The sequence below is a fragment of the Halomonas llamarensis genome, from assembly GCF_023555005.1.
Lineage (GTDB): Bacteria > Pseudomonadota > Gammaproteobacteria > Pseudomonadales > Halomonadaceae > Vreelandella > Vreelandella llamarensis.
In genome coordinates this window covers 1-26,443 of sequence record NZ_JAMJPJ010000031.1, presented here as the reverse complement: position 1 = coordinate 26,443, position 26,443 = coordinate 1, and the positions used below count along the sequence as shown (strand labels likewise).

General features: G+C 57.2%; 22 protein-coding genes and 2 pseudogenes. 16 read left to right on the top strand and 8 right to left on the bottom strand.

Annotated features, from left to right (window positions below; translation table 11 throughout):
* Positions 1-175: 175 nt before the first annotated feature.
* The gene (locus M8006_RS14570) at positions 176-925 is read right to left on the bottom strand and encodes an IS5 family transposase (protein ID WP_250080573.1); all 750 of its coding nucleotides are present in this window, start codon (positions 923-925) and stop codon (positions 176-178) included.
* Positions 926-1,037: 112 nt separating this feature from the next.
* Between M8006_RS14570 and M8006_RS14565 the strand changes: the two genes are divergently transcribed.
* Both M8006_RS14565 and M8006_RS14560 read left to right on the top strand, forming a co-directional pair.
* Complete coding sequence (locus M8006_RS14565) at positions 1,038-2,462, top strand: metal-dependent hydrolase family protein (RefSeq protein WP_250083429.1); 1,425 nt, start codon at positions 1,038-1,040, stop codon at positions 2,460-2,462.
* Positions 2,463-2,470: 8 nt separating this feature from the next.
* Positions 2,471-3,226 (top strand): hypothetical protein, encoded by a 756-nt coding sequence (locus M8006_RS14560; RefSeq protein WP_250083428.1) that lies wholly within the window; start codon positions 2,471-2,473, stop codon positions 3,224-3,226.
* Positions 3,227-3,275: 49 nt separating this feature from the next.
* Here M8006_RS14560 and M8006_RS14555 read toward each other — a convergent pair whose 3' ends face one another.
* Together M8006_RS14555 and M8006_RS14550 are read right to left on the bottom strand one after the other, a co-directional pair.
* Positions 3,276-4,370: a calcium:cation antiporter gene (locus tag M8006_RS14555; RefSeq protein WP_250083426.1), complete on the bottom strand. Its 1,095-nt coding sequence runs from the start codon at positions 4,368-4,370 to the stop codon at positions 3,276-3,278.
* Positions 4,371-4,449: 79 nt separating this feature from the next.
* Positions 4,450-5,730 carry an META domain-containing protein gene (locus tag M8006_RS14550; protein WP_250083424.1) on the bottom strand — a complete coding sequence of 427 codons (1,281 nt, stop codon included), beginning with the start codon at positions 5,728-5,730 and terminating at the stop codon, positions 4,450-4,452.
* A 306-nt stretch (positions 5,731-6,036) separates the two neighbouring features.
* Between M8006_RS14550 and nosP the strand changes: the two genes are divergently transcribed.
* A complete protein-coding gene (gene nosP, locus M8006_RS14545) occupies positions 6,037-7,188 on the top strand; it encodes a nitric oxide-sensing protein NosP (RefSeq protein ID WP_250083455.1) in 1,152 nt (383 codons plus the stop codon).
* The gene (locus M8006_RS14540; RefSeq protein WP_430886836.1) at positions 7,169-8,551 is read left to right on the top strand and encodes an ATP-binding response regulator; all 1,383 of its coding nucleotides are present in this window, start codon (positions 7,169-7,171) and stop codon (positions 8,549-8,551) included. Before nosP ends, M8006_RS14540 begins: the two co-directional genes overlap by 20 nt.
* A gap of 19 nt (positions 8,552-8,570) precedes the next feature.
* Here M8006_RS14540 and M8006_RS14535 read toward each other — a convergent pair whose 3' ends face one another.
* The gene (locus M8006_RS14535) at positions 8,571-9,275 is read right to left on the bottom strand and encodes a response regulator (RefSeq protein ID WP_250083422.1); all 705 of its coding nucleotides are present in this window, start codon (positions 9,273-9,275) and stop codon (positions 8,571-8,573) included.
* A gap of 120 nt (positions 9,276-9,395) precedes the next feature.
* On the opposite strand from M8006_RS14535, the gene exaC reads away from it, so the two are divergent.
* On the top strand, positions 9,396-10,916 hold the full coding sequence (gene exaC / locus M8006_RS14530) for an acetaldehyde dehydrogenase ExaC (RefSeq protein ID WP_250083420.1): 1,521 nt from the start codon (positions 9,396-9,398) through the stop codon (positions 10,914-10,916).
* A 222-nt stretch (positions 10,917-11,138) separates the two neighbouring features.
* On the opposite strand, the gene M8006_RS14525 is transcribed toward exaC, so the two are convergent.
* Positions 11,139-12,032, bottom strand: a complete 894-nt coding sequence (locus tag M8006_RS14525) for a LysR family transcriptional regulator (protein ID WP_250083418.1) — start codon at positions 12,030-12,032, stop codon at positions 11,139-11,141.
* Positions 12,033-12,139: 107 nt separating this feature from the next.
* Between M8006_RS14525 and M8006_RS14520 the strand changes: the two genes are divergently transcribed.
* The 9 genes and pseudogenes from M8006_RS14520 (at position 12,140) to M8006_RS14485 (ending at position 22,208) form a co-directional block, all read left to right on the top strand.
* A complete protein-coding gene (locus M8006_RS14520) occupies positions 12,140-13,579 on the top strand; it encodes an aldehyde dehydrogenase family protein (RefSeq protein WP_250083416.1) in 1,440 nt (479 codons plus the stop codon).
* Between the two features lie 10 nt (positions 13,580-13,589).
* Positions 13,590-14,579: a dipeptidase gene (locus M8006_RS14515; RefSeq protein ID WP_250083415.1), complete on the top strand. Its 990-nt coding sequence runs from the start codon at positions 13,590-13,592 to the stop codon at positions 14,577-14,579.
* Between the two features lie 73 nt (positions 14,580-14,652).
* Complete coding sequence (locus tag M8006_RS14510; protein ID WP_250083413.1) at positions 14,653-16,230, top strand: BCCT family transporter; 1,578 nt, start codon at positions 14,653-14,655, stop codon at positions 16,228-16,230.
* Positions 16,223-18,010, top strand: a complete 1,788-nt coding sequence (locus M8006_RS14505; protein WP_250083410.1) for a hypothetical protein — start codon at positions 16,223-16,225, stop codon at positions 18,008-18,010. Before M8006_RS14510 ends, M8006_RS14505 begins: the two co-directional genes overlap by 8 nt.
* The gene (locus M8006_RS14500) at positions 18,007-18,774 is read left to right on the top strand and encodes a DUF3726 domain-containing protein (RefSeq protein ID WP_250083406.1); all 768 of its coding nucleotides are present in this window, start codon (positions 18,007-18,009) and stop codon (positions 18,772-18,774) included. The genes M8006_RS14505 and M8006_RS14500 overlap by 4 nt, the downstream gene beginning before the upstream one ends.
* A 13-nt stretch (positions 18,775-18,787) precedes the next feature.
* A pseudogene (locus M8006_RS18440) lies at positions 18,788-18,895 on the top strand (RidA family protein); the annotation flags it as partial.
* Positions 18,896-18,900: 5 nt separating this feature from the next.
* Positions 18,901-20,192, top strand: a pseudogene (locus M8006_RS14495) (hypothetical protein); the annotation flags it as partial.
* A gap of 3 nt (positions 20,193-20,195) precedes the next feature.
* On the top strand, positions 20,196-20,621 hold the full coding sequence (locus M8006_RS18435) for an NADH-ubiquinone oxidoreductase-F iron-sulfur binding region domain-containing protein (RefSeq protein ID WP_430886837.1): 426 nt from the start codon (positions 20,196-20,198) through the stop codon (positions 20,619-20,621).
* Positions 20,622-20,633: 12 nt separating this feature from the next.
* A complete protein-coding gene (locus M8006_RS14485; RefSeq protein ID WP_250083403.1) occupies positions 20,634-22,208 on the top strand; it encodes a molybdopterin dinucleotide binding domain-containing protein in 1,575 nt (524 codons plus the stop codon).
* A 35-nt stretch (positions 22,209-22,243) separates the two neighbouring features.
* Here the strand turns inward: M8006_RS14485 and M8006_RS14480 are convergent, their stop codons facing one another.
* Positions 22,244-23,011, bottom strand: a complete 768-nt coding sequence (locus M8006_RS14480; protein WP_250083400.1) for an ABC transporter ATP-binding protein — start codon at positions 23,009-23,011, stop codon at positions 22,244-22,246.
* Between the two features lie 256 nt (positions 23,012-23,267).
* On the opposite strand from M8006_RS14480, the gene M8006_RS14475 reads away from it, so the two are divergent.
* Both M8006_RS14475 and ykgO read left to right on the top strand, forming a co-directional pair.
* Positions 23,268-23,537, top strand: coding sequence for a type B 50S ribosomal protein L31 (locus M8006_RS14475; RefSeq protein ID WP_250083398.1), 270 nt, complete (start codon positions 23,268-23,270; stop codon positions 23,535-23,537).
* A 10-nt stretch (positions 23,538-23,547) separates the two neighbouring features.
* Positions 23,548-23,688 (top strand): type B 50S ribosomal protein L36, encoded by a 141-nt coding sequence (ykgO, locus tag M8006_RS14470; RefSeq protein ID WP_193060930.1) that lies wholly within the window; start codon positions 23,548-23,550, stop codon positions 23,686-23,688.
* 90 nt (positions 23,689-23,778) lie between these two features.
* Here the strand turns inward: ykgO and M8006_RS14465 are convergent, their stop codons facing one another.
* Positions 23,779-25,350: an ATP-binding protein gene (locus tag M8006_RS14465; protein WP_250083397.1), complete on the bottom strand. Its 1,572-nt coding sequence runs from the start codon at positions 25,348-25,350 to the stop codon at positions 23,779-23,781.
* Positions 25,351-25,418: 68 nt separating this feature from the next.
* A partial coding sequence (locus M8006_RS14460) for a PD-(D/E)XK nuclease domain-containing protein (protein ID WP_250083395.1) occupies positions 25,419-26,443 on the bottom strand: 1,025 nt, incomplete at its 5' end.

The following is a 26,443-nucleotide window of genomic DNA, read 5'->3' as shown; positions in this document are numbered from 1 at the left end:
CGAAGAGGTAAGGACGTGGTTCCGCAGGGGTGGCGTCGGGTAGTATTCTGAGCTAATTTCATATTGTTACATTGCGCAATGGTTCATTAAATTGCCAATACGTATTTATATCAGGGGATTGCGACACTGCCATTGATAATACTCAAGCGTTAATTACCTAGGGCCTGTTGACGTTTCACATTGGGAGCCATAAAAAACCGCACGCCAAAGCCACCATGCTTTCGTAGTTTCGCTTCAGTTTATCGTAGCGCGTCGCTATGGCGCGATACGATTTTAAACGGGCAAAGGCATTCTCGACGAGATGCCGATAGCGATATAAACCTCTGTCCAGACTGGCATTTCCCTTTTTCGAGTTGCGCCTACGTGGAATCACGGCCTCCATGCCTTTCGCCTCAACCTGCTCACGGATACGCTCGCTGTCATAGCCCTTGTCAGCCACTAGCGCCTCCCCCGTCGGCAAGTCGTCAATCAATGCCTGGGCTTCTGTGCTGTCGTGTACCTCACCGCCCGTTATCCTGAAGGAATTGGGAAGGCCATAAGCGTCAACGGCCAGATGAATTTTGCTGGTGTTGCCTGCACGACTTTTGCCAATGGCTTCTGACTCTTCTGTGGCAGCCCCTGTACTGTCCTGGTGCGCCTTGACGTAAGAGCCATCAATGAATAGCCACTCGACATCCGGATCCTCGACCAGCATGTTGAAAACCGCCATCAGCTTTCCAGCCGATGACCAGGCGTTGAAGCGCTTGTAGACCGTATTCCAGGACCCAAACGCCTCTGGCAGGTCCCGCCACTGGCAGCCAGTGCGCATCCGGTAAAGGATGCCTTCCACAGTGATGCGCAGGTTGGCCTTGTCATAGATACCTTGTTGAAGCAGGATAGGTTTCAGCTTCGACCAGTGTTCATCCGTGAGCATTTGTCGGGGCATCGCAAGCTCGCAGTTTGTTGGCGTGAGAACCTCTATTCTGCGAGCTTGCCCCTATCCTGCCAAATCATCTTCGATCAAACGTCAACACGCCCTAAGACACAGGATCTCCTCCATGCAGCCTGCCATGCGTTCTTTATCGCCGTTAACTCCTTCGGACTATCACGCCCACGGCGTCTGTTGCTGCGGTACGCCGTTGTTGCAGCATTTCCATGAACGGATGATGGCGCTGTTTGCTGGTCTACACGGCCCCGAGACGGTGAGTGCCTCACCGCGGGGCCAGGATAGCCCGCTGCTATTAACCAACCTTCGATTGTTCGACGGCAGTGGCGCGCCGTTGCGCGATAACGTGGCGGTGCGCGTTATGGAGGGACGCATCCAGGCTATTTTGCCCGGCGATGCCGAGCCCGAGGGCGCTGAGATGATCGACTGCGGCGGCCGCGTGCTGATGCCGGGGTTGATCGATGCCCACTGGCACACGACCCTGGCCGCCATCACTCAGGCGGCGGCGATGACCGCCGATGTGGGCTATGTGCATCTGGTAGCGGCTCGCGAGGCCGAACGGACCCTGATGCGTGGGGTGACTTCGGTGCGCGATGTGGGCGGGCCGGCCTTCGCGCTGAAGCGTGCCATCGACGAGGGCATTGTCGCCGGGCCGCGGATATTTCCCGCTGGCGCCATGATCTCCCAAACTTCTGGGCACGGCGACTTTCGCATGCGTCACGAGGTGCCCCGCGGAGCCACTACGCCGTTGACCGAGCAAGAGCGTCAGGGGGTGGCGGCGATTGCCGATGGTGAGGCCGAGGTGCTCAGGCGCACCCGCGAACAGCTGATGCTCGGCGCTTCCCAGGTCAAGCTGATGGCCGGCGGCGGGGTGGCTTCTACCTACGACCCGCTGGACAGCACTCAGTTTACCGAGCGGGAGCTGCGCGCTGGCGTCCAGGCTGCCGATGACTGGGGTACCTACGTGATGGTTCACGTCTATACGCCACGGGGTATCCAGCGCGCCCTTCGGGCCGGTGTGCGCTCCATCGAACACGGCCAACTAGCTGACGAGGAGAGCGTGCGAATGATGGCCGGGGAGGGCGCTTGGTGGAGCTTGCAGCCCTTCTTACAGGACGAAGATTCAAACCTCTATCCTGATGCGGCTCGCCGCGAGTCTCAGCGCCAGGTGGCCGAGGGCACGGTGCGCGCGTATGAGATGGCACAGCGTTTTAACGTTAATACGGCCTGGGGCACTGACATTCTTTTCAACCCCCAGAACACCCCGAACCAGCTGCGTCACCTCGCCAAGTTGACCCGCTTCTACGACCCGTTGACGGCGCTGGCCATGGCCACCGGCCGCAACGGCGAGCTGCTTTCGCTCAGTGGCCCGCGCAATCCCTATCCCGGCACGCTCGGGCGCATTGAGCCCGGGGCCCTGGCTGACCTTTTGGTGGTCGACGGCGACCCCAGCCAAAACCTCGACTTCCTGGCCGACCCGGCGCGTCATATGCGCCTGATCATGAAGTCAGGACGCATCCACAAGGATCGACTGTGAGGACGCTCATGAAGATCAGTCAACTTCCGCTCGCTCTGACTTGGGCCTTGAGTTTGGGGATTGCGACACTGGGGTACGCATCCCAAGCCACTGCTGCCGACGATGCTTGGCGCTTCCAGCTCACCCCCTATGTTTGGATGGCTGGCCTGTCGGGTGATATCCGGCCCCAGGCGGGAGCCCCCCCGGTTAGAGCCACGCGTACTTTCGGCGATGTCCTCGATGATGTGGACGGTGCCCTTTTCCTGACCGGCAGCGCCCGACGCGACCGCTGGGTGCTTTTCGGCGATCTAACCTGGGCATCGCTGAGCCACGAGGGCGTGCTGGCACCCGGAGTCACGGTCGAGGGCAAGCTGCGTCAGCGCTCGTTCACGGCGGCGGCGGGCTACCAGGTGGTCAGCCAGCCTGACCACCACCTGGACTTGCTGGCAGGGGCCAGGGCCTGGCGGATCGAAGCGGAAGTGGCTGTGCCAGCCCTGGGGGTCGGTGCCAGTAAAACAGAGCGCTGGGTCGACCCGATTCTGGCCGCGCGGCTGCGCTCCCGTTTGACCTCAGAATGGTCCACGATTCTGCACGCCGATATCGGTGGCTTCGGCGTCGGGGCCGACAGCACTTTGCAGTTGGTCGCCACCGCCAACTATGCGGTGAGCGAGGCATTTCATCTTTCCGCTGGCTATCGCCACCTGGCGGTGGACCGCGACGAGGCAGGGTCCCGCCTTGACGTGTCGATGAACGGCCCGTTACTGGGGGTAACCTGGCGCTTCTGATCGGCGCCTGGTCCGCATTTAGGGAACTGCGGTGACGCCGACAGGGTACTCAGGGCATCGTGGCTAGCGTCAGGAAAGCGCCAAAAATCACCAGGTGGAGACCACCCTGCAGGATCGTCGTGCGCCCCATGGCTAACGAAAGGGTTGCCACAAAAAGTGATAATAGCAACAGTACGATGTGTTCCGGCTCCAGACCTAATGCCAGCGGTTGCCCCAATATAATCGATAGGACAGCGACGGAGGGAATGGTCAGGCAGATACTGGCCATTGCCGAGCCTAGCGCCATATTGAGACTACTTTGAATGCGGTTGGCGCGTGCGGCACGCAGTGCGTCGAGACCTTCGGGCAGAAGGACCGTCATGGCGATCACCACCCCGACAAGGGCGGCGGGCAAACCGGCTCGCGACACCGCATTTTCGACGGATGGGGCCAGGGTTTCGGCTAGCAGTACTACTGTCACGAGCGCGACCGGTAATAGTATGAGTGCGGTTCCCATCTCTCGCCGCCCCGGTGTGTGATCCGCCAGTTCTTCCAGGCGCGGATCGCTGAAGTCTCCGCGATGGCGCACCATCTGCACGAACAGGAATAGGCCGTAAAGAGCGAACGACACGATCGCCACGAACACTAATTGCGGTGTGGCGTAAACGGGACCCGGCACCGCAACCGTGTAATTCGGCAACACCAGGGCAAGTACGGAGATCGTGGCCAACACGGCAAGTGCCCCGACGGCGCCTCGCGCAATAAATTCCTGCTCGCGGAAACGGAGTCCTCCCACCAAAAGGCACAACCCGACGATGCCGTTTAATACGATCATGATGGCCGCAAAGACGGTATCACGAGCGATTTCATTGGTTCCCCCCGATGCCTTGAGCAGTACTGAGACAATGAGCGCGACCTCGATGATCGTTACAGCAAGTGCAAGAAGAATGGCACCGTATGGGTCGCCCAGGCGCTGCGCAATCGTTTCTGCGTGATGCACCGCTGCCAGGACCGTGGCAATGAGTAGTATGGCCGCAAGTGGCACGAGTGGCCCAGGCACAGGTCCTGACCAGAAAGCCATCAAGGAAGTAGCGCCTGCTAGGGAGAAAACCGGCACCAGCGCTGACCAAAGTGGGGTGGGGAAATGTTTCCGTGCTGTGCTCATTCGGCTAGTACCTCCTTTGAACATCATCGTATCTCCGAAAAAATGGTTGCGCTGGCTTTTGCCAGGTTTTTTCGTGACATTATTTTTCAGTTGTAGATGGACGAGCCAACAACTGACCTTCGCTTCCCCGCAGCTCGAGCATGCCGTCTGCATTGATGGCGAATCCCTCGATACCGGACAGGACGCGCTTGAACGCTTGCTCCTGAGCCATGACTTCTTCACGACAGAGCATCATGGTCCCTACAGCGTGCGAGAGTTCCAGGCGCTCCCCGGTCAGGGTATAAGGGGCATTGAAGCGATTGCATGAGGAGGCTCCGGCTACAATGCCGTCCTCGGGGAGGAACTGGAGTGTCATGCTGGGCTCGCTCAAGGGTGCTTCGCCGTCAAGCAAGGTGACTTCCCATGTGTGTCCGGCAAGCAGATCAATTGGTTGGCCCGCACAGCCATGCAATACGCCTTGCGGGCTGGCCAACACGGCGGAATACGGATGCGGCATGCCAGTCATGCTGTCATTACACACTTCGCTGCGAATGTTCAGCGACACAGCGAGTTCATCGCTTGCTGCCCGATAGCGCGTCACTGAAGCGCCTCGATGGGCATTCACTACCTGTACCGTCTGTGTGCTTTCACCATATTCTGTGATCAGTGTCAGCTGGTCGCCCTCAATGGTCGCAATCCAGGGCGGTTCATTACCGGTTGCACGAATGGAGCCTGTCGGTGCTGTATCGATCGTACACTCAGGCAGTGGTTCGCCCCTCACGACGACCTCGGCCTGGGCACCCTTATTGAAGAGTGCTGTATTCGGGTCACCAGGTGACTCATAACGCACGCCAGAGGCAGCAGGCACCTGAAGGAGTGCAAACGTCTCCGCACCAACTTGCATCACAAGGTGCTCACCGATTGTATCGAAAACCACCTCAGTACCACCGCAATCCATGGCAGTACCATAGTCCCTTACATCGAACGACCGGAGTAATAGCTCACCCACATCTACGGGGGCCGTTGAGGGAAACGCAGTGACAGGCTCGCTGGCCCGAATAATGCGTCCATCCAGCACCAGACCGGCCCTCAACTCGGATACTGCGGGCGATCCAATGAATGAAGTCGCTTCAAGATCAAAGGGGATCGGGATCTGTTGGCTATCAAAAGTTTCCTCCATGCTTGCGATAACACCGAAACCATCAGGCGTAAACGCCTGAAGCTCGACAATGGCACGAGTTTCCTGCGGCATGGCAATGCGTTCGAGATACATCAAACTGCCCGAGACGCTTATGGGGTTGTCTTCTGTATTTCGCACAGACTCAGTGGCGCATCCAAGAAGCGCAAGTGACATGGCCGTAGTCAATAAGATGGGTTTCATCGGGGTACCGTGTATAGGTTGGCTTTTATAAAGGGGCTCGCTAACTTGAACTTGATAAATTAACGTTACAATAAATGACTTTATCCGGTGTATGTTTGTCGTCAACCCGTTGTGAATGATGCCTTGTGCTATGGAACGCATAGATAATGGTAGACGCTTGGTTGGTTCATGGGATAGTGACAACCGTTGCAACAGGGAGCATTGAGGACTGAGGAGTGGGTTGGTACCGACGACTCTACCAAGGGCCTGGCCGTGTGAGACTATCTCGCGTTCATTGGTTGTCTATGACAGGAGCCCCTATTGGAAATGTCAGCCGCGACGACTGCGCCGGTTTGTACGGCGGCCAGCCGTAGCCACGACCCGGAATGTGCCGCTGAAGAGCTGGCCAAGGCCCTCAAACATGAGGAGCTGGGTTTTGTGCTGTTTTTCTGTAGCGCCGAATATCCGCTTGAAGCCTTGGGGCGTGCGCTGGAAACTGCATTTTCCGGAATAAAGGTCAGCGGCTGCACCACCGCCGGGGAAATTACACCGCAAGGTTACGATCGAGGATGCGTGGTCGCCATCGGTTTTGATCGACGCTATTTTGCGGTGGATTACGCCCTGGTCGAGGACTTGGAGCGTTTCGATCTTTTGCGTGCCCAACGTCTGGTGGACCAGTTACTGGAGTATTGCCGCGCTCGGTCACTTGCCTCGATCAATGAGCATAGCTTCGCCCTGACGTTGTTAGACGGTCTTTCCAGCAGTGAAGAGCAGGTATTGGCTACCCTGGATGCCGCCTTGGGGCGTATCCCCAGTTTTGGTGGCTCGGCGGGAGACGATAACCGCTTGGCGCACACCCATGTGTATGCACAGGGGCATTTTTACGCCCGCGCCGCTGTGGTGATAATGATCAACACGCCCTTACCGTTCGAGGTTTTTTCCACCCATCATTTACTGCCGCGTGAGCATAAACTGGTCGTAACGCATGCGGATCGTGAAAGCCGATGCGTGCTAGAGCTCAATGCCATGCCCGCCGCCGATGCTTACGCGGAAATGGTCGGTGTGCCCAAAGCGGCGCTAGGGCCGCAGGTGTTTGCTCGCCACCCTATGGCGGTAAAACTGGGCGACCAGCATTACATTCGCTCCATTCAGCGGGTTAACGAGGACGCTAGCTTGAGTTTTTACTGTGCGGTGGAAAATGGCATCGTGCTCACCGCCATGCGCCCCGCCCCCTTATTGCATGACTTGCATCACATGCTCGCTTCTCTGCATCAGCGGTTAGGCACACCCAGCTTGGTGATCGGCTGTGACTGCTTCTTGAGACGTCTGGAACTGGAAGGGCTGGGAGAGCTGGGCCAGGCGTCGCAATTGTTGAAGCGCTCCCGCGTGGTGGGGTTCAATACCTACGGCGAACAGCATCACGGCATGCACGTCAATCAAACCTTTACCGGAGTGGCTTTTGGATCTCTTGCGCGATAGCCCTAACATTCTGCCGAAGACGCCTTCTGAGCGAGCATTGGCGGAGGAAAACCGGCGGCTGCGACGTGTTTGCCATGCATTGATGGAGCGGGTGGAATCGGGAGGCGCCGCTAACAGCGCGCCTTATGCCGCCTTCGAACATGCCGTATTGCTGGCGGAACAAGTGCGCGAGCGTACCGAAGCCTTGCACCGCACCCTGGATGAATTGGGCCAGGCCAATGCGCAGCTGCACGAGGCCAAGGCGGACGCCGAGGCTGCCAACCTTTCCAAAACCAAGTTTCTTGCCGCGGTCACGCATGACCTTTTGCAACCGCTGAATGCGGCAAGGTTATTTGCCAGTGCCCTGGAAGAACACCGTTTACCCCAGGATTCAGCGCGGCTGGTGGGGCATATCGGCCGTTCGCTCAAGGATGTCGAAGCGTTGCTGGGTACCTTGGTGGATATGTCGCGCCTGGACGCGGGAATTCTTAAGGCGGATATTGCGCCTTTTCAGATCAATGGCTTACTCGATGCCTTGGCCGAGGAATACCGCCAGGTAGCGGGGGTCCGCGGCCTGGCGTTGAACTATGTTCCTTCCAGCGTGGTGGTGGCTTCTGACTTTACTTTGCTGGCTAGGGTGATTCGCAACTTCCTCAGTAATGCCGTGCGTTATACCGAGCAGGGCCACCTGCTGTTGGGGTGTCGGCGGCGGGCTGATGGGCTTGACATCATGGTGGGAGATACCGGCCCTGGCATTCCTGAGCTTCAGCAAGAAGCGATTTTTCTGGAGTTTCGCCGCGCTCAACCGAGCCATGAATCGCATAGCCGCGGGCTAGGCTTGGGGTTAGCGATCGTGGATCGCATCAGCACAATCCTCGATCACTCGGTCTTATTGAAATCGCTCCCGGGGCGAGGGGCGATTTTTTCGATTAAGGTGCCTTACGGCCAGCTTGCCCAGCATTCGTCGGAACTCACCGTGGATGCCGCTCAGGCTGGGCAAGGGCCGTTGCAGGGGGCGGTGGTCTGGGTGATCGATGACGATCCGGCGATTCTCGAAGGGATGCAAGCGCTACTGAGAGGCTGGGGGTGTCGTGTGCGAACGGCTGCTTCGCTAAGCGCATTGGAAGCGGCGAGTGATGGTGAAGAACCGGCTGTGCTATTGGTGGACTATCATCTGGGTGATGCGGGAGAGGATGGGGTGGCGCTTGCCTTGCGTCTGAGGCGATGTTATCCCGCCTTGCCAGTGGTGGTGATCACGGCAAACCATGATGCCGAGCTTAAACGCCATGCGCGGGAGCTGAACATGAGCAGCCTGCTTAAACCATTGAAACCCTTGCGGCTACGTATGCTGCTAACGAGCCTATTGGAAAAGCGGGCCACTTAGCGCTTGTCTCGGCGTTATTCTACCCTGGGGTTTGACGGCTGCTTTCATCTTGGCGGCGCTGTCGGAGGTAGCCGTTGAGATCCGCTTCGGCCGCCATGACAATCGCCTGAACTCGGCTGGCGGCGTCGAGTTTACGCAAGATAGCGGAGACATGTGTCTTGACGGTGGTCTCGGCAATGTTCAATTCACGTGCAATCAACTTGTTGGAGACACCGGTCGTCATGCAACTGAGGACATCCAGCTGCTTGGCGGTAAGGCAGGCCAAACGTTGTCGTGACACGGTATTGGGTGTCGGTACACTCGGCTCGGGTGGTGTCTCGGGTGGTTGGCGCATGATATCCGGGGGCAAATAGACCTGGCCTTCGAGTATTTGACCGATTGCCGCGAGCAGTTCCTGGCGTGGCGTTGATTTTGAAATGTATCCCACGGCCCCTATGGTGATGGCATCCAGCACCAGTCGGCGCTCTTGCTGAGCGGAAACGATGGCCACGGCCAAACTGGGAAACCGCTGGCGAAGGGTGTGTAAGCCGCTCAAACCTTCGGCATCAGGAAGGCCAAGATCCAGAAGCAGCAAATCCAGCTCCTGGTTTTCTTCAGCGAGCGCCAATGCCTGGGTAAGACTCGCGGCTTCCAGCAAGCGACTACCGGGCAACCCAGTGGTTAACACCGCGCTTATCGCATCTCGAAACAGGGGATGGTCATCCGCCACCATCAGGGTATACATGCTTATCTCCTACCAAGGAATGAGGGCATTTCCTCCTGTTGAGGTATGTCACCGCACGCTTATCTAGCCAACACTGGTTTAGCACCTCAACCAATAATGATAATACTCAGGAGTGTTACCATGATCTATGCCAATCCCGGACAATCTGGTTCTGTCGTCTCGTTCGAAAAGCGTTACGGTAATTATATCGGCGGCGAATTCGTCGCGCCGGTAAAAGGCCAGTATTTTGATAATATCAGCCCCGTCAACGGCGAGGTGTTTTGTGAGATCCCCCGTTCCAGCGCCGAAGATATCGATAAAGCACTGGACGCCGCCCATCAAGCGGCACCTGCCTGGGGCAAAACCGCCGCCGGGGAGCGCAGCAATATTCTGCTCAGAATCGCTGATCGCATGGAGCAAAACCTGGAAATGCTCGCCGTGGCGGAAACCTGGGACAACGGCAAGGCGGTTCGCGAAACCCTCAATGCTGATTTGCCCCTGGCGGTCGACCATTTTCGTTATTTTGCCGGTTGCATCCGCGCTCAGGAAGGGACGGCGGCGGATATCGATGCCAATACCGTGGCCTACCATTTTCACGAGCCGCTGGGCGTGGTTGGCCAGATTATTCCCTGGAACTTCCCGATACTGATGGCGGTATGGAAACTCGCGCCTGCGCTTGCCGCCGGTAACTGCGTGATACTCAAGCCCGCCGAGCAGACCCCGGCGTCGATCCTCAAACTGATGGAGCTGGTCGGTGATCTTCTGCCCGCCGGCGTGCTCAATATCGTCAACGGCTATGGTGCTGAAGCTGGGCAGGCGCTGGCCACCAGCAAGCGTATCGCCAAGATCGCTTTTACCGGTTCCACCCCGGTGGGCTCGCACATTCTCAAATGCGCCGCCGAGAACATCATACCCTCTACCGTTGAGCTGGGTGGCAAATCACCCAACATTTATTTCGCCGACATCATGAATGCCGAGCCACAATTTATCGACAAGGCGGTTGAAGGCCTAGTACTGGCGTTTTTCAACCAAGGTGAAGTGTGTACCTGTCCCTCGCGGGCGCTGATTCAGGAGTCAATGTACGACGACTTCATGGCCAAGGTGATCGAGCGCACCCAGAGCATTAAGCGCGGCAATCCGCTGGATACCGATGTCCAAGTGGGCGCTCAAGCCTCCCAAGAACAGTACGACAAAATCATGTCCTACATGGATATCGCCCGCGAAGAGGGCGCCGAGTTCCTTGCTGGCGGTGATAAGGAAACCTTGGACGACTCGATCAATAACGGTTACTACATCCAGCCGACGTTGCTCAAGGGCAACAATAAGATGCGCGTCTTTCAGGAAGAAATCTTCGGCCCGGTCGTAGCGGTCACCACGTTCAAGGACGAAGAAGAAGCCTTGGCGATTGCCAATGATACCGAGTTCGGCCTGGGGGCCGGGGTGTGGAGCCGTGACATGAATGTGGCCTTCCGTATGGGACGTGGCATTCAAGCAGGGCGTGTCTGGACCAACTGCTACCACCAGTACCCGGCGCATGCGGCGTTCGGTGGCTACAAGAAGTCCGGCGTGGGTCGCGAAACTCACAAAATGGCGCTTGAGCACTACCAGCAGACCAAGAACCTGCTAGTCAGCTACGACATCAATCCGCTCGGCTTTTTTTAAGGGCAATTTCTTTAAGCCATTTGACCCGCTCAGGCCTAAACTAAACTAAACGTATACGGTTTGTGGGTATTTCCACGTACAAACCTCGCCTCGAAAGGGCGGGGTTTTTTATTGGGTGTGCCTAAGCGAGTGAAGGTTGATGAAGCTTGTAGTGAAATAAAATCAGGTACTGCATGCAGATATGTGTTTTTACGTGCGGCGTTTCCAGGCCGGAGTGAGATTCTAGGCGCCAGTATCTCTTTCACTTAGCTGTCGAAGTAAGTATGCCCACATTGCTTCTGCCGCTGGCGAGAGGCTTTGCTCAGCGCGTTTAAGAAGGCCGATACGGCGCTCCAGATAGGGGGTCGTGAGCGGTATAAAACATAGGCGTCTATGCTCTTCCGGAAACGCCAAACGAGGCAGCGTGGTGATCCCCACGCCGGCTTCTAGCATGGCGGTGAGGGAAATCATGTTAGAGATGTAAAGCATGCTGTGCGTGAGCAGCTCCGCCGCCTGAGACCCTTCTAAAAGTCGCGAAGTACCGTTGCAAATCAATGAGTAAGGCTTTAATTCATGCCAATGCAGCGTGTCTTTCTTGGCGAGTGGATGGTCATCGCGGCATACGATCCCCATATCATCATGCAAAAGGGCCGTAAAGCTCAGTGTGTCATCGGGTAGCCATAGACTGGTAATACCCAACTCAACTTCGCCTTTGAGTACCATCTCGTTGACCCGTTCGGAGTGGCCGTCTTGAAGGCTGATATCGATGCCGGGATAAGAGGCCAAAAAGCCAGCCAATAGCGTAGGCATCAGGCGGCTGGCAACCGATGGTACCGCAGCAATATCCACGCGACCTCGTTGCTGGCGGGTCATGGCCATCGCATCACGGCACACGCGGTCGTGATGTGCCACCAGTTCACGAAAGCGCGGTTCGCACCAGTGGCCGAACGGCGTCAGCAACGCTTTGCCGTTGCCTTTTTCGAAAAGTGGCTGGCCAAGGCGCTCTTCTAAATCCCGCACCGCCATCGAAATAGCGGGCTGGCTACGGTGTAACTGCTTCGCCGCCGCGTGAAAGCCGCCTTCATCAATGATAGCCAATATGTAGCGCAACGGTGCTAATTTCAGGTCAGGTAGCATGCTTAGCTCATGTGGTAATTTTTTCTGATCATATTATCTGAATTATTGATTATCCTTATCTTCGTACCTCCCCTAGCATGTCGTCAATAACGGCAAAGGAGGTCATTATGTCATCGCTACACTCGCTCTATATCAACGGCCAATGGGTTGACGGTGAAAGCCAAATCACCAATACGAACCCTTCCGACCTTTCCGATGTAATCGGCGACTACGCTCAGGCCAGCGCGGCGCAGGTTGAAAGCGCCATTAACGCGGCACGTGTGGGCCAGCAAGCCTGGGCCAAAAGTGGCTTAGAACAGCGCTATAGCGTGTTAATGGCCATTGGCGATGAGTTGATGGCACGCAAAGACGAACTCGGTCGCTTGTTATCACGGGAAGAGGGTAAACCGTTGGCGGAAGGCATGGGCGAGGTGGGCCGCTCGGCACAATTTTTCCACTATTACGCCGCTGAAGTGTTGCGTCAGATCGATGAGCGGGTGGATTCGGTACGCCCAGGTGTTGAAGTGGAGACTCGCCGCGAGCCGGTGGGTGTCGTCGGTATTATCAGCCCGTGGAACTTCCCGATGGCAACGGCGGTATGGAAGATTGCGCCAGCGCTTGCTTTTGGCAATGCCGTGATTTTCAAACCCGCTAATTTAGTGCCTGCCAGCGCTTGGGCGTTGTCTGAGATCATTAGTCGCCAGGCGTTGCCGGCGGGTACTTTCAACCTGCTGATGGGCAGTGGCGGCCGTGTTGGTGAAGCGTTGATCATAAGCCCGGTCATCAATGCGCTGTCGTTTACCGGCTCGCTGGAAGTCGGGCGCCGTGTTGCCGCAGCTACTGCGGGTAATCTGGTTAAGTGTCAGCTTGAGATGGGCTCCAAGAACGCGCTGATTATCGCCGAAGACGCGGATCTCGATTTGGCCGTGGAAGCCGCTTTCAATGGCGCGTATTCCGGTACCGGACAGAAATGCACCGCGTCTTCGCGACTGATTGTCCATCAGGCTGTCCACGACGCCTTTGTCGACAAGCTGACCGCGCGGCTGGCAAACGCCAAGGTTGGCCCTGCGCTGGAAGAGGGCGTACAAATTGGCCCGGTCGCCGATGCCCGCCAACTTGAATCCAACCTGGCCTGGATTGAGCGCGGCAAGATCGACGGTGGCAAGCTGGTCTTCGGCGGCGAGCGGGTAACCTGCGCGAGTGAAGGCTATTTCATGACGCCGACGCTGTTCACCGAGACCACCAATGATATGGCCATCAACCGGGAAGAAGTCTTCGGCCCCATTGCCTGCGTTATCAAGGTGGCGGATATGGACGAGGCGATTGCCACCCTCAACGCGACTCAGTTTGGCCTGACAGCCGGCATCATCACCAATTCTTTGGCATTGGCCACCCGCTTTAAGGCCGAGGCCGAAACGGGCTGTGTGATGGTCAACCTAGCCACCGCTGGCACCGATTATCACGTGCCGTTTGGTGGCCGCAAGAACTCTAGCTTCGGTCCGCGTGAACAAGGGCGCTATGCGCGTGAGTTCTATACCGTGGTGAAAACTTGCTACGTCAAAGCGTAAGGAGCCGCGCATGTCCAAGCAGATGCTAACCGTTGATGGGCTGCAATATTCCAATTGGTCCCGGGAGATCTTTGAGCAAATGCGTGAGGGCGGCGTGGATGCCGTCCATGCCACATTGGTGTACCACGAGACGCTGCGTGAAACGCTTACACGTATCGGCGAATGGAATCGCCGCTTTGAAGCCCATCATGACCTAATTATGCCGGTACAGGCACCGAGTGACATCTTGCTTGCTCAGCAGGAAGGCAAGGTGGGTATCTTCTTCGGTGCCCAGAACTGCTCGCCGATTGAAGACGATATCGACATGGTGGCTGTGCTGCGACAGCTGGGCCTTCTGATCATGCAGCTGACCTATAACAACCAAAGCCTGTTGGCGTGTGGGTGTTACGAAAGCGAAGACAGCGGGATTACCCGCTTTGGTCGCCAGGTGATTCGCGAGATGAACCGGGTCGGCATGGTCATCGATATGTCCCACAGCAGCGAACGCTCGACGCTGGAGGCTATCGAGATTTCCGAGCGTCCGGTGATCATCTCCCACGCCAACCCGATTTTTTTCCACGACGCCAAGCGCAATAAGTCTGACAAGGTGCTCAAGGCGATTGCGGAAAATGACGGTCTACTGGGTTTTTCGGCTTACCCTTTTCACCTCAAAAACGGCCCTGACTGCACGCTGGAAGACTATTGCGACATGATTGCCCGCACGGTGGACATGATGGGTATCGAGCATGTTGGCCTGGGCACCGATCTGTGCCAGAACCAACCGACCACAGTGCTGGAGTGGATGCGCAACGGCCGCTGGACGAAAGAGATGGATTATGGCGAGGGCAGTGCCCGTAACGCCGGTTGGCCTCAGCCGCTTTCCTGGCTGCGCGATAGCCGTGACTTTCCCAATCTGACCCGCGGGCTGCGCGCCAAAGGGTTCGACGATGAAGAGATCGCGCGCATTATGGGGCGTAACTGGGTCGAACTGTTAGCGCGAACGACCGTTCCCATGGCGTAACCCTCTCTTTTGACACGCCACTCATTTTTACGCGCCATTCATGACCAACAATAATCAATAATGAGGTTTCCCCATGGACTCAAACAAAGATAAAGGCTCTCCTACAGGGCTTGGTAAGTTCGGTGACCTTGTTGTGCTCGGGCTCAGCGGCGGTTTTGTTCTTCTTTTTGTGCTGCTCTCGTTGATCAACATAGAGGGCGTCGAAGGTGCGATTTCTGTCGGGTTCGCCTGGACGGCGGCGGTGCTTGGTTCCTATTTCCAGCTTTTTCTGCTGCTAACGTTCTTTATCGCCATTGGCTTGGCGATCTCACCAGCGGCCAGCGCCAAAGTTGGCGGGTTGGAGTCGCCGGAGCTGAGTACTTTTAAATGGCTTTCTATCATTATGTGTACCCTGCTGGCTGGGGGAGGTGTGTTTTTCGCGGCGGGCGAGCCGGTGTACCACTTTGTCGTTACGCCGCCCGCCTTTGATACTGAAGCGGGCACGGTAGAAGCCATTGCCGGGGCGCTGGCGCAGTCGTTTATGCACTGGGGGTTTTTGGCTTGGGCGGTACTTGGCTCGCTCACCGCTATCGTGTTGGCTTACTGGCACTATGATCGTGGCTTACCGCTACAGCCGCGCACGTTGCTTTACCCGGTGCTGGGCGAGCGCTTAATGCGCAGTTGGGTGGGTGGCGTTGTGGATGCTTGCTGTGTGATTGCGGTAGTGGCGGGCACGGTTGGCCCCATTGGCTTTCTCGCCACCCAGGTGAGTTTTGGCCTGCATGAGCTGTTTGGTCTTAGCGCGGGCTATACCACTCAGCTGGTTATTTTGGTGGTCCTCGGCGCACTTTATGTGACCTCGGCGGCCACCGGCATTCATCGCGGTATTCAGCTACTCAGTCGCCTCAACGTGTTTCTAGCGTTGGCGATCGCGGCGGTAATTTTTATCTTTGGCCCTACGCTATTTCTCACCAACGCCTATTTGCAAGGTTTTGGCGAGTACCTCAGCTCGTTTTTCGCCATGGCGACCATGACGTCTGAGACCGCGCCGGGTTGGTGGATGCAGTGGTGGACGGTGTTCTTCTTTGCCTGGTTCATCGGTTACGGTCCATTGATGGCGATTTTTGTCGCGCGCATCTCGCGTGGCCGCACCATTCGCCAGATGATTCTGGCGGTGGCGGTGATGGCACCGATTGCCACCACCGTCTGGTTTACGCTGTTGGGTGGTGCCGGTATTCATTACCAATTGACCGGTGTCATCGACCTGGCCGATGCGCTCAATAACTTCCAGTTTGACGTGGCAACGCTCACCGTTGCGCAGGCACTGCCGGGTGGCATGCTAATGGCCTTAGCGATTTTGCTACTGACGACCATCTTTGTGGCCACGACGGGTGACTCCATGAGCTATGCCATTGCCGTGGTATGCACCGGGCATGATCGGCCGCATACCGCCGTGCGGGTTTTCTGGGGGATTACCATGTCGCTAATGGCGGCCATCTTGCTCTATATGGGCGCCGGTCAGATCAGCGTATTGCAACAATTTATCGTGATTACCGCCATTCCGGTTTCCTTGGTGTTGTTGCCATCGCTTTGGTTGGGGCCACAAGCGGCTTATGCCATGGCGCGCGAGCAAGGGTTGACCATACGCAAGAAGGTGATCACGCATGAATAATCGTGACTGGGCGCTGGCACCGCTAGCGCCTTTGAATCTACGCCCCGCTGACGAGGTGATGCGGCTGGAGCGTTTAGGCAGCCTTCATGCATGCCGTCTGAGTTTCGTCCGCACCTTGATGCGCCAGATGGGGCGCCAGCGTTGGCAAATAAGCCGGGTACGTTTTGACCTCGACGAAAATGGATACGGCACGGCGGTTTATCGCTTGCAAACACCTTATGGCCGCTACCACGGGGTCATGTTTGCCCAGGCGCTAGATGAAGAAAGCCGCTCTGACCGCGTGATTGCCGAAGCCTGGGATGTCACCTTCGGCTTGGTGGAAGGGGATGTAGACGATAGTTTGCTGGAGCAGATGGCGGCTAATGTGCCGCTTCAGGAAGCCGGGCGTCAGCACTCTCAGGTGTTGGTGCTTTCCCGTGCCAACAAAAGCTTGCGCAATTTTGCTCACTTTGTGGAAGCGCTTGCTAGCGGCAAACAGCCGGGCCCGCAGTGGCTGACGCGGGTCGGCTACCTCTACCGCACCACGGCCGTTTATGGTAACGGCAAGTTTGGTATTGCCGACTTTGCCCGATTGTATGACAACCCGGATTTCCGCCGCCCCTTCTCGGCGCAAATGGCCGGTGTTTATCTACTGCGCCACTTCTCCATTGAACAGGTGGAGCATTTGGCCCACTGCCAATCGCCTGAAACGGCCTGCGAGCTTGCCACCGAACTGCGCCGTTATTTGGGTATTGGTAATTCGACCGGGCTGGGAATGGCGCCGTTCCTGATCCATCATCCGCAGCTAATCGCTCAGTGGGTGAGCCAGCGTGAAGCCGCATTGGCGCTGGCTCAGCGCCAAGTGCCGAGCGAAGAAGAGCGTGCGCGACTGATATCACTGGCGCGGCGTGCCCAGCAGCATTTAGCGGAAACCGAGACAGAAGACGCCGAACAAAGCGAGCGCAACGCTGACACGGTCGCGGCTCTGCCCGATGTACTGAACTGGATTGAGAGCGTACCACTGGACGATGATCTCTGGGCACAGCTGGTGGCGTGGAGTGAGCGAACCTTGTCACTGGAAGCCCAGGAGCTCATCAATACGCTGCTGATCGAGCTCTACCCCGAGCAAGTGGATCCTTTGGAAGAGCAAATGGGGGTCAATGAAAACCTTGACCTTGAGCCGGATATGCCGCTGATGCGTCTGCGCCAGCTAATCGAGACCCACTACGGCTGGGCGCTAGCGCACGACTATGAAAGTCATGAAGGGGCTTACTGGTTCTGGTATCGCTCGGCGGAAAAAGAAGAACCCCGGCTAGGTGTGCGACATGAGGAAGCCGGAGCCGAAAAAGAGATGCCCATTGCCATTGGGCCGCGTGTGGCGCATAGCCACGCTGCTATTTGTGCGTTTCTAGAGGAAATGCCTCGCGCCAAGGTCGTTGATTTTCTGCTCGCGAAGCCTCGCCATAAGGAGGTGATTCGTCGGGTGCAGTCGTTGGTGAAAGCCACCTACGGCGATATCCACGCCAATTTATGGCATCGGGATATGAAACCGATGCACCTACTTCGCACCAAGCTGGCGTTTTTTGGCGCGAGTCGCTTCGACCCGAAGTCGGACCGCTGGGTGCGTATCACTCTATTTCAGGGGGCTCCGTTGGTAGAGGAGTTTAATGCAGAACCGGAAGACCTCAGCCACTTCGACGACTGGAGCTTCCCGTTGCAGCCGCAGTTCGCGCAGGGCAGCGTGCAGCCTGCCCTGCGGTCGCCGCATCATGAAGCTGCTCGTGGAGGAATATCATCATGAAAGTCTCCTTTAATGAGCTGCAAGGCCTATGCAGAAAAGCATTTACCGGGATTGGTTTTGAAGAAGGCGATGCGGCGGATGCCGCTGATATGGTGGCTTGGATGCAGTGCCATGGGTTTAACGCGGTGGATCAGCTTAATCGTGGGTTGGACTTCCTGTTGGAAGAGGACCCTGACACGTTGCCCAAGGTGGTTTACCAGGATGGGGACTTGGCGGTGTTGGATGGACACGGCCAGAGCGTGTTGCGCAGTATCAGTTTAGCCACCGAGCTGGGCTTTGCGAAAGCAAGGGCGCGTGGTTTTTCAGTGGTTAAGATTCGCCGCTGCCACAACCGTCAGCTAATCATGGGCTACCTCTCGCGGTTGGTCGGGCGTGGTATCAACATCACGGCCTTCTGGCGTAATGCCCAGGAGCCGCTTACTGAACAGGTGGTGGGGTTTCGGGCGGGCCATTCCACCCCGGAAGTGCGTATCTATTCGGTGCGCGAGGTGCCAGAAGAGAACGAACCCAATGACGGTATCACGCTGGTGATGGCCAACCATGTGGAGCTGCTGCCGTCTCTTGGGGCGGACCATGATCTCGACTTGCTGGCTCATCATTCAGAAACCGCCTTGATGGCCTGCCGTGAGCGCATGCTAAAAGAAGGTATCGAGGTAGATGACGCTATCTGGGCACGCCTCAAAACCTTGGCTCATCGCATCCTGGTGGAGTCTTCAAATGCGTCCCGAAGCGGCGCTGGCGCGGGGGTCAACGACAATGACTAATCAGGGGCTAGCCATGATTCAACCGGTAAAGACGGAGCTGTATGCCGCTAAGGCGCCACTGGAGTGGGCGGTGGTCGGTAATGGCATCCTATTCACGGCACAGATTCCGATAGGTGCTGAAGAAAGATGACTGACGCTACGATTAAGCAGCAATCAACACAACCCAAGCGCTTTCGTGGTAAGCCCCGTGGGCGCGAGCTCGATCCCGCTCGCCTTGAGGGACTGCGTGAACTACTGGGCGACGAGCGCCAGAACGCCACGCTGCGTCGCCGAGACCTGTTGATCGAACATTTGCATGCCATTCAGGACGCTCGGGGCCATCTGCTGCTGGCGGAGCTGCGCGCCCTGGCGACGTATATGAATTTGCCGATGGCAGCGGTCTACGAGACCGCGACCTTCTACGCCCACTTTGATGTCATCCACGATGACCAGCTGCCGCCGCCCGCGGTGACCATTCGCGTTTGCGACTCTCTCACCTGCCAACTGGCTGGCGCCGAGGCGCTTAAAGCACAGTTGGAAGCGAACGTGGATGTCGAGCAGGTGCGAGTACTCAGGGCACCCTGCATGGGGCGCTGCGACACGGCGCCGGTGGCCGAGGTGGGGCATCATCACGTGTTGTTCGCCACCCAGGCGCGCATCGCGTCGGTGATCGAGGAAGGTCACTTCCATCCCGAGCCCGTCAACTGGCAGCGCCTTGACGACTATCGCAGCGAGGGTGGCCTGGCATTGCTTCAGGCCTGCCGCGAAGGCGATGTCACGGTAGACGAACTGATGGAGGCGATGCAGCAGGCCAATTTACGCGGCCTGGGCGGCGCAGGCTTTCCGACCTTCAAGAAGTGGTATTTCGTGCGCCAGGAGGCTGGCCCTCGCTACTGTGCCATCAATGCCGATGAAGGCGAGCCCGGTACCTTCAAGGACCGCTATTATCTGGAGCGCTCGCCGCACCGCTTTCTTGAAGGGGCCCTGGTCAGCGCCTGGGCGGTAGAGGCTGAATCTATTTACGTGACGAGTATCCGGCCCTGTATGGCGTGCTGCGCGAGGCGATTGGTGAGCTTGAGGCCGCAGGGTGGGTCGCGCCGGGCTATATCGTGCTGCGCCGTGGCGCGGGCGCGTATATCTGCGGCGAAGAGTCGGCGATGATCGAGTCGCTGGAAGGCAAGCCGGGCAAGCCCCGCCACCGTCCGCCGTTTGTGGCCCAGAAGGGGCTTTTTGACCAGCCGACGTTGGTCAACAACGTCGAGACCGTCTACTGGATTCCGCTGATCTGGCAGCGCGGCGCGGAGGCCTTCTCCCGCCAGGGCCGCCATGACCGGGTGGGGCTGCGCAGTTTCTCGGTCTCCGGTCGGGTCAAGCGACCCGGTGTACACCTGGCGCCGGCGGGTATCACCCTCAATGAACTGATCGAGGAGTATTGCGGTGGTATGGCGGAGGACCATCGCCTGGCGGCCTATCTACCCGGCGGCGCCTCTGGCGGAATCCTGCCCGCTTCGAAGGCCGATGTTCCCCTGGACTTCGATACCCTCCAGGAGCACGGCGGTTTTATCGGTTCGGCGGCGGTCATGGTGCTTTCCGACCAGGACGACCTGCGCGCCGTGGCCACCAATCTGCTGGCTTTTTTTGCCGATGAGTCCTGCGGCCAGTGCACTCCCTGTCGGGTGGGCACCGAGAAGATGCTGACCCTGCTCGAGGGTGACGAATGGGACGTCGCGTTATTGACGCGCCTTTCCCAGGTGATGGTGGATGCCTCCATTTGTGGCCTCGGCCAGGCGGCCCCTAACCCGGTGCTTGGGCTGCTCAAGGGTTTTCGCGGCGAACTCGCCGCCCAGAATGTGATTATCAAGGGGTAAGGGAGCATGAGCATGAGTACTAGCGAACAGGCCTTTACTCTGACGCTGGATGGCGTTGACGTCAGCGCGCATCCCGGTGAAAGCCTCTGGCAGGTAGCCAAACGCGCCGGCGAGACCATTCCGCACCTGTGTTTCAAGGACGCCAGCGGTTACCGCGCCGATGGCAACTGCCGTGCCTGCATGGTGGAGATCGAGGGCGAGCGCGTCTTGGCCGCCAGCTGTCTGCGCATGGCAACGCCGGGCATGGTGGTCAAGAGCGCCAGTTCCGAGCGGTCGCGCACGGCCCGGGAAGGGGTCATGGAGATGCTGCTGGTCGACCAGCCAGCCCGCGAAGACAGCCCCGACAGTTCCAGCCATTTCTGGGCCATGGCCGACCAGTTGGCCATCGATGCCACGGCGGTGCGCCGCAAGCTGCCCAGGCGCGACGCGCGAGAAGCCCCCACCGTGCATCATGTGGCTTCGGTATGCCCTTACTGCGGGGTGGGCTGCCAGCTTACCTACCATATCAAGGACGACGAGATCCTGTATGTGGATGGCCGCGAAGGGCCCTCAAACGAAAATCGCCTGTGCGTAAAAGGGCGCTTTGGTTACGACTACCCGCGCCATCCGTCGCGGCTTACTGTGCCGCTGATTCGCCGGGAGGGCGTGGCGAAAGGGCTCGACCCGGACTTCGACCCCGCCCAGCCGCTGACCCATTTCCGTGAGGCCAGTTGGGACGAAGCCCTGGATTTTGCTGCCAAGGGGCTTGTTGACCTCAAGGCAACCCATGGCCCTGACGCCCTGGCAGGATTCGGCAGCGCCAAGTGCTCCAATGAAGAGGCGTGGTTGTTCCAGAAGCTGGTACGCACCGGCTTTGGCTCCAACCATGTGGATCACTGCACCCGCCTGTGCCATGCCAGTTCAGTGGCGGCGCTGATGGAGTGCATCGGCTCCGGTGCCGTGACCGCCTCTTTCATGCAGGCCAGCCAGGCCGACGTGGTGATCCTTATCGGCTGCAACCCGGCGGTCAACCACCCGGTGGCGGCCACTTTCTTCAAGCAGGCGGCCAAGCGCGGCACCAAGCTGTTGATCCTCGACCCTCGTGGCCAAGCGCTGGACGCTTATGCCCACCAGAGCGTGCGCTTCTCGCCGGGCGCCGACGTGGTCTTTTCTGAGGCTTTTCCCACCGCCAGTGGCCGGGCGAAATTCTCTCCAACCCGGCCACTGGCGCCGAATGAGCCGGTGGACAGCGACTACCCAACCGTATTGACCACCGGTCGCCAACTGGAGCACTGGCATACCGGTTCCATGACGCGCCGCGCCACGGTTCTTGATGACTTAGAACCAGAGGCGGTAGCCAGCCTGGCCCCCGCTGAGCTTGTAAGGCTGGGGATGGCGCCGGGCGACGAGCTGACCATTGCCACCCGGCGAGGGGCGATTACCCTCAAAGTGAGGGTGGATCCGGGGATGCCAGAGGGGATGGTCTTCGTGCCTTTCTGTTACGGAGAAGCGGCGGCGAATCTACTGACTAACCCCGCATTGGATCCTTTTGGCAAGATTCCAGAGTTTAAGTATGCCGCCTGTCGGCTGTCCGCCGAGTCGTTTTAACCTTTACACTGCGTTTCAGTAAGCGAGATTTTCGCTTACTGAGCAACGGCGATATTGTGCTCTCCATTAGGGTGTTTTATCACCTGCATTGGTAGGCCGTAAATTGACTCTAAGGTGCTGTCGCACATCATATCGTTTGGGGAGCCGCAGGCCAGCAGACGACCGCTGTGCAACGCCATTAGTTCATCGCAGTAGCGCGACGCCATATTGATATCGTGCAGTACGATAATCACCCCAAGATTCAATTCATCGCATAGCTTGCGGACCAGGGCCAGCACTTCAATTTGGTGGGCGATATCCAGCGCCGCTAGCGGCTCATCGAGGAGCAGAAAACGGCTGCCCTGGGCGAGTAGCATCGCTAGCCACACCCGCTGGCGCTCGCCACCGGAGAGCGTGTCGACTAAGCGGTCGGCAAAGGCCTCGGTGTGAGTCAGCGCAATAGCACGCTCGACGGCGTCTTTATCTTTTTGCGTGTGGCGACCTAACAACCCATGCCATGGGTAGCGTCCAAAGCTGACCAGTTCGCGCCCGGTAAGGCTTTCGGCACTTGGCAAATGCTGTGGCAGGTAAGCCACTTGGCGGGCGAATTCGCGATTTCCCCAATCACTTAGCGTGCGCTGGTCAAAATAAATATCACCTTGGCTTACCGGCTGCTGCTGCGCCATCAGCTTGATCAGTGTCGACTTGCCTGAGCCGTTATGGCCAATCAGGCCGTATATGTTGCCCTCGTGAAAGGTGTGGTCGATGGGATTCAGAATCGGCTTGCCATTGATTTCAAAGGTAGCGCTTTTGACCTCGAACATGGATCACTCCTGGCGATAGGATGGATAACAATGAGTCTATTGTAGTGCTAATGGTTCTCATTTTTAACAAAAAAATGAAATGATTTATGCCGAGGCAGGGGCGCAGTAGGGAATTCGGCTCGTCAATAACAACTGTGGATGTGTAAGAGATTTCTTGGGCAGTCAACATGGCTAGATGACAACCTTTACACGCTAATGAGAATCATGTTTAATTGATATGTTATCTTATATCAAATATTGATTAAAGGAGTTGAACATGCGAAAGGGGATTCATCCTGCCTATGATTACGTGGTGTTTCGCGATACCAGCTGCGGAGCCACTTTCCGGATCCGTTCTACCTGCACCTCAAAGCAGACGATTGTCTGGGAAGATGGCAATACCTACCCAGTGATTGACCTGGATATCTCTAGCGCTTCCCACCCTTTCTATACCGGTGAGCAACGCAGAGTCTCCGCTGAGGGTCGGGTGGCGCGTTTCCAACAGCGCTTTGGTACGGTTTCACGCCGATCGTCTGACGCTAAATAGAGGATATCGCGTGCAAGTACTTAGCTCACTCAAGTCTGCCAAAAACCGCCATCCTGATTGCCAAGTGGTCAAACGTCGCGGGCGGCTTTATGTCATTTGTAAGACCAATCCGCGTTTCAAAGCGCGCCAGGGAGGAAGGCACAAAAAATAATCAGAAGATGCATACAGAAGCGGTATATTTTCATCAGCGAACCGAACAATGCGTGCTCAGAGGTGACATTGATCGTTTATCAGCAGAAAGTTAAGCCAGGGTCTCCACCTCGAACGCCACAATCTGGCGCTTGATACTGGAAAATTCCACGCCGATGAGGTGAATGGGTTTGCCTGAGGCGCGGTGTTTATCGGCGTAGCCTTTGTGTTTGATTTGCGCCAGCGCCGTGCCTTCCGGCAGTTGCTTCACCACCTTGAACTCGAACAGGTAAATATGCCCACCAACGTCCACGCTCATATCCACCTTGCCGTGGTGGCTGGCGTCTTCCACGGTCATATCCAGTCCCAGAGCGGCAAAGTGGCTATAGAAGACACTCGCATAGTGGCCTTCGTATTGGGCAATGGGATTGTTGCGGTACCAGTCGTGGGGGAGCCCTGCATAAAGGGCTCTGAGGTGAGCTTCCAAAGCAGCCAGATCATGGCGCTGAAAAATATCGAATAACGCCAGTTGATGAGTTTGCGCCTCGCTTGCGCTGATACCCAGTACCGGCAGCAATAAATCGTTGAGACTGCTCTCCACCTCTCGATTCGGAAAGCCTAGCGTATAGAGGCGATAGCCCAGCATGGGCTCCTGCACGTCCTTAATGGTGATATAACCCGTTTGAAAAAGTAGCCCTTCGGTGGTGATGTCATCCACATCAAAGCGCCCTAGCAACTGCGCTTTTGCCTGTAAGGCCTCCAATCGAGGGGTAAATACTCCTCGCTGCTTGAGGATATCGACCAAAAACGTCGGCGTCGCGGACTCAAACCAGTAAGGCCCAAACTCGCGTTTCTGAAACAATAGCAGTACGTCGAAGGGGTTGTAGACGGACGCTACCTCACTGCCACCCCAGCGGTAGCCGTTATACCACTGGCGGATCGCCTCGCGATCAAGGCCAGGTAGCTCAGGGGTGAAGACCGTATCGATGTCTTCGTCGGTATAGCCGCAAAGCATGCTGAAGGGAGCATCCAGGGTGATATCGTTGAGGTTGTTCAGCCCCGAAAACAGGCTGACCTTACTGAACTTGGACACGCCGGTCAGCAGCACAAAGTGTAGGTGTGGGTCGGCGTCTTTAATAACGCTGTAAAGGTTTTTCAGGCCCTCGCGTAGTTCTCGGGCGCGCTCCGGCACCAGGATGTTGTCCAAAATCGGTTTGTCATACTCGTCAATCAGGACAACCACCCGCTGACCATACTGTTGGTGGGCGGCGCGAATGAGGGCGGAAAATTCACCCGGTATATCGGTTTTATGGTGCTGAGTAATGCCGAGCTGTTCACGTTGAACGCGTAGCTGCTCACGGATACGCTCATCCAGCCCTTCACGGCTCTGCATCACACCATCGGCAAAGCTAATACGAATCACCGGGTAGCGCTGCTGCCAGTCCCACCGGTCGTGGATATAAAGCCCGTCAAACAGCGTTTGGCGGCCTTCAAACAAGCAGCGCAGGGTATCCAGCAACAGGCTTTTGCCGAAGCGGCGTGGCCGCGAGAGGAAGTAGTATTTGTTCTGGTTAATCAGGCGCTCAATATGCGGGGTTTTATCGACGTAGTAATAGTCGCCCTCGCGGATATCCGAGAACGTCTGAATCCCGATGGGTAGCTTACGGCGATGGGCATCCGGCATGGTGGCCTCCAGAGCAAAAACAGCGAACCGAACAGCAGTTTAGCATGCTCACCGGTTGGTTTTACGACCTACGCCAAGGTCTCCACCTCAAAGGCTACAATCTGGCGCTGGATGCTGGAAAACTCAACACCAATTAAATGAATGGATTTACCGGAGGCGCGGTGCTTATCGGCGTAGCCTTTGTGTTTGATCTGCGCCAGTGCTTTACCTTCCGGCAACTGCTCCACCACCTTGAACTCGAACAGGTAAAGTTGCCCGCCAAAGTCCACGCTCATGTCCACTTTTCCGTGGTGGCTGGCGTCTTCCACTGTCACATCCAGCCCTAGGGCGGCAAAGTGGCTGTAAAACACACTGGCATAATGCCCTTCGTATCGAGCAATCGGATTATTGCGGTACCAGTCATGGGGAAGCCCAGCGTAAAGCGCCTTCAAGTGTGTTTCTAACCCGCCGAGATCGTGCTGGCTTAAATGACGGAACAGCGTTCGGCGCTCGCGTGGGGCGTTCTCGACCCCCAGTGACGGAAGCAGCGCGTGGTTGAGGCTGGTTTCGACTTCGCGATTAGGAAAGCCCAGGGTGTACTGGCGGTAACCCAACAGGGGCTCTTCTACCTGTTGGATGGTCAGGTAGCCGGTTTGAAACAGCAGGCCTTCGGTGCTGATCTGGTCAATATCAAACTGGCTGAGCAGTTCATACTCGGTTTCCCAGTGATCCAATGACGGGGTAAATACCCCGCGCTGCTTAAGAATATCGACCAAAAACGTGGGTGTCGCCGACTCAAACCAATAAGGGCCGAATTCTTGTTCTTGGAACAGCAATAATACATCGAAGGGATTATAGACAGACGTCACCTCACGGCCACCCCAGCGGTAGCCGTTGTACCACTGACGGATCTCATCGCGATCAAGGCTGGGCAGTTCCGGGGCGAACACCGTATCGATGTCGTCATCGGTATAGCCGCAAAGGGTTGCATAGTCGGGCGACAGGGTAATATCACGCAGATTATTCAGTCCCGAAAACAGGCTGACCTTACTGAATTTGGACACGCCGGTCAGCAGCACAAAGTGCAAGTGGGGGTCGGCGTCCTTAATAACGC